General features: G+C 36.2%; 7 protein-coding genes. 3 read left to right on the forward strand and 4 right to left on the reverse strand.

The annotated features are described in order from the left end of the window. Positions 1 to 306 precede the first annotated feature (306 nt). The 4 genes from JO950_RS15510 to JO950_RS15525 form a co-directional block, all read right to left on the reverse strand. Positions 307 to 753, reverse strand: a complete 447-nt coding sequence (locus JO950_RS15510; protein WP_070906656.1) for a hypothetical protein — start codon at positions 751 to 753, stop codon at positions 307 to 309. Between the two features lie 311 nt (positions 754 to 1,064). Continuing rightward, complete coding sequence (locus JO950_RS15515) at positions 1,065 to 2,414, reverse strand: DEAD/DEAH box helicase (RefSeq protein ID WP_202703474.1); 1,350 nt, start codon at positions 2,412 to 2,414, stop codon at positions 1,065 to 1,067. 220 nt (positions 2,415 to 2,634) lie between these two features. Beyond that, positions 2,635 to 3,519, reverse strand: coding sequence for a dihydrodipicolinate synthase family protein (locus tag JO950_RS15520; protein WP_202703475.1), 885 nt, complete (start codon positions 3,517 to 3,519; stop codon positions 2,635 to 2,637). Between the two features lie 19 nt (positions 3,520 to 3,538). Beyond that, entirely contained in the window at positions 3,539 to 3,997 is a 459-nt protein-coding gene (locus JO950_RS15525; RefSeq protein WP_237732363.1) for a cupin domain-containing protein, read from the reverse strand. 99 nt (positions 3,998 to 4,096) lie between these two features. Between JO950_RS15525 and JO950_RS15530 the strand changes: the two genes are divergently transcribed. The 3 genes from JO950_RS15530 to JO950_RS15540 form a co-directional block, all read left to right on the forward strand. Further along, positions 4,097 to 5,509 carry a PLP-dependent aminotransferase family protein gene (locus JO950_RS15530; protein ID WP_202703477.1) on the forward strand — a complete coding sequence of 471 codons (1,413 nt, stop codon included), beginning with the start codon at positions 4,097 to 4,099 and terminating at the stop codon, positions 5,507 to 5,509. A 233-nt stretch (positions 5,510 to 5,742) separates the two neighbouring features. Next, the gene (locus JO950_RS15535; protein WP_202703478.1) at positions 5,743 to 7,470 is read left to right on the forward strand and encodes a M14 family zinc carboxypeptidase; all 1,728 of its coding nucleotides are present in this window, start codon (positions 5,743 to 5,745) and stop codon (positions 7,468 to 7,470) included. A 97-nt stretch (positions 7,471 to 7,567) separates the two neighbouring features. Beyond that, on the forward strand, positions 7,568 to 7,868 hold a 301-nt coding region (locus tag JO950_RS15540; RefSeq protein ID WP_202703479.1), incomplete at its 3' end, for an SLATT domain-containing protein.

A 7,868-nucleotide genomic window follows, 5' to 3' on the forward strand; every position in this document is an offset into this window, starting at 1 on the left:
CTAAGATGCTGAGTTGCTAAGTTTTTTTGCTTTTACTCTCAAAACCACAACCTGAAACCTGAAACTTGAAACAAATATGATTTTATTTTAGGAACAAAGGTTCAAAGCTGCAAAGGGACAAAGGTTTCTTTTTGAGGTACTAAGGTTCTAAGATGCTGAGGTGCTAAGTTTTTTTGCTTTTACTCTCAAAACCACAACCTGAAACCTGAAACTTGAAACCTGAAACAAAAAAAACCTGAAACTTAAAACAACAAAAAAAGGCTATTCAAAATCTGAATAGCCTTTTTTAGTGATTTACAATTAAACCTATTTTTGGAATAATTTATTGATCTGATCTTTTACAAATGGCTCAGAAACACTGCTTGTTGCAGAAGCAGCCTCTTTTGAAGAAACCATGAACTGAACCGTAGCTTTTTCCGGAACAACACTTCCTGTGTAGTGCAACCAGATATAGTTATTCGGTAATTCTAATTTGATATCATACAAAGGGCTTGCCGTGAAACCATTCATGATAATGTTGTAAAGACTCGCGTAATCATTGTTAACATTCTTAAATGTAAATTTTCTTAGACTTGATGATTCATCATCGTTTTGAATACTGGTATAATACACAGTATACTCATCTCCAATTTTCTGAATGTAATTGTTATTTACTTTTCCTAATTTTTCAACCGGTACAGTTTCAATAACTTTAATTTGTGCAAAAGACACAACACTAAACAACAAAATAGCAATCGTAATAATTCTTTTCATAATTAATTTGGGGTTTATTATTTACGGGCACAAGAAACGCAGAAAATATGATAAATTAAAGTCTTCGTCCTTATTTTTTATCACCCAATAATCTCCCTTAACAAGACATCTTTAAAGAACAATAAAAACACAAAAAAAACCACTGAAAAACAACTAATTAAAAATAAAAACACCTCAAAAAACAGGATTAAAAACATGTAAAATCCCTATTGATTTACGATAATTTCAGACTCAAAAATTTATTTAAATGTTGAACTCTTACAAAGATTGCCCTTAAAAAACATCCGCCAAAAAAGATAGAGCCGGAAAGATTACCTCTCCTCTTCTTTCTTGACCACTTTGCGGGCAACTTCAATTTTGAATTTCTTGCCCTTCATTTTTTCGTCTTTAATATTTTTTAGCAGATCTTTTACCTTATTGTATTTAACAGCCGCAAACGATACAAAATCCTTTACTTCAATAAGACCTAAATCTTCTTTTTCAAGTTTTCCTTTTTGAGAAAAGAAACCAACAATATCTATTTTATTCAATTTGGTTTTCTTTCCGCCACTAATATAAATGGTTTGAAATTGAGGTGGTTTTGGCAAAACTGTAGTGCTGGCAACCTCTAAAACCTCCATCCCGTAATCAATATAATCCAGTTGTTTTTCACTTTCGTGAACAATAATATAAGCTGTTCCTGAAGCCTGCATACGTGCCGTACGACCATTTCGGTGCGTGAATTCATCTTCTTTTAAAGGCAGATGATAATGAATGACGTGTTTCATTTCCGGAATATCCAATCCACGTGCGGCCAAATCGGTAGTAATCAGATAACTCATACTCCCGTTTCTAAATTGAATCAGTGCACGCTCACGCTCCTCCTGATCCATTCCGCCATGATAATATGTCGCATAAATCCCTTTTTCGTTTAAAGTATCACTAATGCGTTCTGCCGCATCACGATGATTACAGAAAATAATAGCGGACTGTGATTTCAGTGAACAGATCAAATTAAACAAACTGTCCAGTTTATCCTTAGCGGGTGAAACCACCATTTTCATCGAAAGATTCGTCTTTTCCTCCTCTTCCGGAATAAAATCCAAAACAGTTGGATTGACGACCCTGGTATATCTTGGAATCTCAATATCTGAAGTCGCTGAAACCAAAACACGTTTGTTCAATTTCGTTAACTTTCCAATAATATATGACATTTGCTCATGAAAACCAAGCTGCAAAGACTTATCAAACTCGTCCAAAACCAAAGTCTGAATTTTATCGGTGCGGAAAGTATCGCGGTCAATATGATCGGCAATTCTACCCGGAGTTCCAATCAAAACTGCCGGAGGATTGCTTAAATTTTTAATCTCAGTATCAATAGAGTGTCCTCCATAGCAAATATTTACCTTATAAGAAGTCCCCATTTTCTTCCAAACCTGCTCAATCTGCAAACCTAATTCACGAGAAGGCACTAAAATTAAACATTGAACCGAAAGAATTTCAGGCTGTAACAACTCTAAAATAGGCAGTAAAAAAGCTAGTGTTTTTCCTGATCCTGTTGGAGAAAGCAGTAAAACATTATTATCGTTTAAAATAGCATCCTGCGCTACCTCTTGCATTTCATTTAGACTCTCAATTCCTAAATTCGAAAGTATATTGTTGGAATGGTGTTTTTTATTCATTTTGCAAAAGTAGTCAAAATACTTTTTTGTTTGAGGTTTTGTTTGTTTCGGGTTTCAGATCTTAACTATTTGACAATTCAACCGCAAAGTACGCTAAGTCTTTTTTTAATTTAGAAAGCGTTGACAAGCGCAAGGAACGCAAAGCTTTGCGTTCCTTGCGCTTGTATAAAACCATGCTTTACAAAACTTAGCGTACTTTGCGGTTAAAAAAATCAATACATTACTGTTCTATTTCCTTTAAGATCAACTTAAACTCTTCAATTTCAGTTGCGGTTAATGGTTTTAACGGGCTTCTTAAAAAACCACCCTCTATTCCCTGAATTTCCAAACCTGCCTTGATCGCTCGTGGCAAACCTTTGTTAACGATAAACTTCAAAAGATTCAATTGTTTGTAAAATACTTTTTGCGCAGTCTCTAAATCATTGTTCTCAATCGCATGATACAAATCCAGATTCAATTTCGGAATTAAATTGGGCGCAGCCGTACACCACCCCATAGCTCCTGCAGAAAATGCAGCCAGTGCCAATGGATTTGAACCGTTAAAAAAAGCAACATCATCGCCCAATTCCCGCTTTAAATAATGCATTCTCTGAACATCTCCCGTGCTTTCTTTTATCAGGGTTACATTAGCAATCTCAAGAAGTCTTTTTAATAAAGTTGGCGACATATCTACTCCCCCGGTTGCAGGATTATTGTAAGCCATTATCGGAATCGAAATTTGCTTCGCTACTACATCAAAATGCTGAACAATCTCGTCATCTGTAAGCTTCCAGTAACTCATCGGGATAATCATTACGGCAGCGGCACCTGCTTTTTCGGCAAACTTAGCGTGATAAATGGTTTTCTCAGTAGTCAGGTTTGAAACGCCAACCAAAACCGGAACTCTGCCCCTGACCTGTTCGATTGTTGCCACAGTAATAGCTTCTTTTTCCTCATCTGACAAATAAGGCATAACTCCGGTGCTTCCAAGCGGGGCAACAGCGTGACAACCCGAAACAATTAAACGTTCCAGTAATTTTTTATATAAAGCGATATCTACTTTTTCATTTTTATCGAATGGAGTAATCGGATAAGCAATAATGCCCTTGAATAGATTGTTTTTCATGTTTTTCAATTGTTTTAAATTAAAGATCCCTGCCTTCTTCTTCTCTTAATGCCACACCTAAATTCTGAAGCTGCGGTGCATTCTCGCAAGCAATATATTTCGCCGATGCTTCGCTGCTTAGATTTTGATGCCTGTGCCACGCCCAACTCGGAATGTAAACAGCATCGCCTGCTTTCCACTCTACTTTTATATCCTCAATCTCAGTATACCCATGCCCTTCAATTACATAAATAACGGTTTCATACGTATGACGATGTTTGTTTGTCAATTGATCCGGTAATAAACCGCCAATTGTCATACTCACGTTTTTACTTGGAAGATCCACGAAGAAAACCGGGTGTTTTCGCTCGGTAGAAAATTGGTTGTGAACTCCGGCTTGCTCTACGTTTTTGTGAATTAATTTTTCAGGCATCACAAAAGTGGGTCTGGCAAAAGTTTCGTGAAAATCTTTTGAAGAAAATTGTTTTTTAGTTTCCATAACTTTAATAATTATTGTGTTTTGCATTATTGCTCCACAAAATTATCTTAACTTTGGACTACTCAACTGATACAGTTTTAACATAAACAAATAGTCCAGATGTTACGACCTTGGCAATTAGAAATTCAACTCAACGCAAATGATGCAAAAGCCATTTATCTGCAAATCGCTGATGCAATCATCGAAGCCATTCAAACCGGAATGCTCAACAGCGGGAATGCACTGCCCGGCAGCCGACAGCTTGCTGGCTTGCTCAAAGTGAACCGAAATACTGTTATTGAAGCTTTAGACGTCTTAATCGCCGAAGGCTGGCTCATTACATTGGAAAGGAAAGGAACTTTCGTAGCCGATATTCTGCCATTGGCTTCCAAAAGTATCGATCAAAAACAAAAAACAAACTATACCGAAGAAGAAAAACAGCCTCTTATCATTTTTGATGATGGAATCCCCGATAGTCGAATTGCACCAATGAACGAACTCGCCAGAGCTTACCGACAGATTTTTAACCGAAAATCGCGTTGGCAGATCATGGGATACAGTACCGAGTACGGAAATCTGGAATTTCGAAAAGCAATTGTGCAAATGCTCAATTTTAAAAGGGGAATGAATGTCACTCCGGATCAAATTTGCATCACACGTGGAAGCCAGATGGCAATGTACCTAACCTCCACCTGTTTACTATCAAAAGACGATTACGTAATGGTCGAAAACCCGGGGTATCAGGCCGCTTGGGAAACATTTCAAAGCAGTGGAGCTAAATTACTGCCAATAAATGTCGACAAAGACGGCTTGCTGACTGATGAGGTCGAAGCTTATCTGAAAAAATTCAACAACATAAAAGCCATATACGTAACACCGCATCATCAATTTCCAACTACGGTTACCCTGAGTCTCAAACGAAGATTAAAACTCATCGAATTGTCCAATCAATACGGCTTTACCATTATCGAAGACGATTACGATCATGAATTTCATTTCGGACAAAGACCTATTCTTCCTATTTCAAGTTACATCAATGCCAAAAACACGGTTTATATTGGCACTCTAAGCAAAATTGTTGCACCCGCCTTACGAATCGGATATTTGGTAAGTGATCGCGAAACCATTTTAAAAGTGGGTAAACACCGAAAAATAATTGATGTACAAGGTGATAACATTATGGAAGAAGCCGTTTTACAGCTCATAAACGAAGGAGAGATTAAAAGACATCTTAAACGAACAACCCTTATTTACAAAGCAAAACGCGACTATTTTGAAACGATTTGCAACAAATACCTCAAAGACAAAACCACTTTTACCAAACCCGAAGGAGGCCTGGCATTTTGGATAATTCCTAACTCGCCAGTTAATATTTCTCAAATTGCGGACAAACTGCTGTTAAAAGGAATCAAAATAATAACACCAGAGAAATTCAGTTTTAACCAGCCTGTGCAAGGATTTAGGCTTGGTTATGCCTCCTTAACCGAAAAACAAATCGAAGACGGCATAATCGAACTTGCGAAATATTTGTAATTATTAAATTTAACCGCAAAGTGCGCAAAGATTTAAGCAAAGTGCGCAAAGTTATGTACACAAAGCTTTGCGAACTTTGCGTTTATCAACACAATCCGATACAAAAAACTTTGCGCACTTTGCGGTAAAAATCAACGCAAAGCACAATCACACATCAAACTTGAAACCTGAAACAAACCAAAACTTGAAACTAAATTTAGCTATATTTGATTCTTGCTAACAAAACCAAAACCATGAAACTTTTTACATTTCTCTTTTCACTTTTCACCCTAACCCTTTTCGCTCAAAACAATAAAAAATACGAGACTTTCTTTGAAAAAGGAAATGGAAATCAGTCCGCTTCGTATCAAGAAACGATTCACTATTACAAACTTTTAGCAAGTGATTTTGCGACAATTCAAATTAAAGAAATGGGACTAACCGACTCCGGTGAGCCATTGCACATGATTACTTACAATCCTGAAAAAGAATTTGACTTTGAGAAAATTCAAAAGAACAAAGCGGTACTTTTTATCAATAATGGTATTCATGCCGGAGAACCTGATGGAATCGATGCCACCATGCAATTCTACAGAGATCTGGCAACAGGAAAGATAAAAGCCCCGAAAAATACCGTTTTGGTTACGATTCCGGTTTATAATATTGGCGGCGCTTTGAACCGAAATTCGACCACAAGAGCCAATCAGGATGGTCCGGAAATTTATGGTTTCAGAGGAAATGCCCGCAACTACGACCTCAATCGTGATTTAATGAAATCAGATACGCGAAACACCAAAAGCTTTGTTGAGATTTTTCAGAAAATAAACCCGGACGTTTTTATTGACAATCACGTGAGCAACGGTTCTGATTATCAATACAAATTAACCTATATCATGACACAGCACAACAAACTGGGAACCGTATTGGGTGATTTTATGAATAGCGAAATGATGCCGGCTCTAGTTAAAGATCTACAACAAAAGAAAGTTGAAACAACACCATACGTAGATTCATTTAAAGATACTCCCGACAAAGGTTTTGGTCAATTTGTGGATAGTCCACGATACACAACGGGTTATACTTCACTATTCAACACCATTGGTTTTGTGGTTGAAACGCACATGCTAAAAAAATATGCCGAACGTGTAAAAATGACTTACGAATACACCAAATCTACTTTAGACTACACCGATTCCAATTACCTAAAGATCAAGGAACTTCGAGTAAAAAATCTGGAACAATATCAAGCTAAGAAAAACTATACTCTAAAATGGGAGCTGGACAGTACAAAAGCCACTACCTTTTCGTTCTTGGGTTATGAAGCAGCTTACAAAAAAAGCGAGGCTACAACCGGAAATCGCTTGTACTACGATCGAAGCAAACCGTATAAAAAAGACGTCCGTTATATCAAAGAATTCAAATCAGTAAAAGAGGTTGTTATACCTTCTGCTTATATCATTCCGCGTGGTTACTGGAACATTATTGACCTTTTAAAGAACAATAATATCTCGTTTTCCAAACTTAAAAACGACACCATCATTGAAATAGAAAGCTACAAAATTGCCGATTTTAAAACCGTTCCGTCTGCCTACGAAGGTCACTATTTACACCGAAATACAACGGTAACTTCTAAAATTGTTAAAATGGCTTTCGCCAAAGGAGATTACATCATTCCAACCAATCAAAAAGGTGTAAAATATATCCTGGAAGCCTTTGAACCAGAAGGCGTTGATTCGTTTTTCAACTGGAATTTCTTCGATACTATTTTACAACAAAAAGAACACTATTCCAATTATATTTTTGAAGATACTGCTGCCAAACTCCTAAAAGAAAACCCAACTTTAAAAGCAGAACTGGAAAACAAAAAACAGACTGATCCTGAATTTGCTAAAAATCCGGAGGCGCAATTGGATTGGATTTATAAACATTCAGCTTATTATGAAAAGGCGCATTTGCAGTATCCTGTTTATAGGATTTTATAGATTTTTTTGTCTTTTATGGTTTTCTGTAAAATATCACAATAATAATCTTATAAATTTGAAAAAATTATTAGTTTATATAAAAAGTAATTTAAATCAAATGAGAAAAGAAGAATTTTTAAACACATTAGCTCAAAAAGGATACGATATAGGATTTGGTGCGAAAAAAAACTTTTCATCTTATGATATTATTAACAAACTCCCTAGCTGGATAGGTTTTATATCACTAGCAGTTGGGATAGTTCAAATTGCATATGAAAATATTCCTTTGAATAAAGAACTTTCAATCTTACTAATTTTTGCTGGTATTGCTATAATATATTTAGAAGCATTCAAGAGTAAAACAAGTGAATTCGAGACTGAAGGCATTAGACTAACAAGATCATTTAATTCTATAAGAG

Source organism: Flavobacterium sp. UGB4466, assembly GCF_903469665.1.
Taxonomy (GTDB): domain Bacteria; phylum Bacteroidota; class Bacteroidia; order Flavobacteriales; family Flavobacteriaceae; genus Flavobacterium; species Flavobacterium lipolyticum.